The sequence below is a fragment of the Monashia sp. HAY1-2A genome (assembly GCF_056755315.1).
On the sequence record NZ_JBNDHY010000763.1, the window covers coordinates 1 to 211 of the forward strand.

The 211-nt window shown below is 67.3% G+C and carries 1 protein-coding gene; it reads left to right on the forward strand.

All coding sequences use genetic code 11. The features are described 5' to 3' along the window. On the forward strand, positions 1-211 hold a 211-nt coding region (locus ACPYOM_RS23835; RefSeq protein ID WP_481347880.1), incomplete at both ends, for a hypothetical protein.

Genomic DNA, 211 nt, shown 5'->3' on the forward strand with positions numbered 1-211 from the left:
CCCCCCCCCCCCCCCCCCCCAAGAACCCCCACCCCCCCCCCAGATTACTACGCGTCTCGTGGGCTCGGAGATGTGTATAAGAGACAGGGCCTGGAGCACCGCCTGGGAGGCACACTCGCTGTCGATGCTCACCGAGCTGGCGCAGCTCGTCCTCGATCCCCGGCCGTCCGGTGCCTGTCTCTTATACACATCTGACGCTGCCGACGACGGA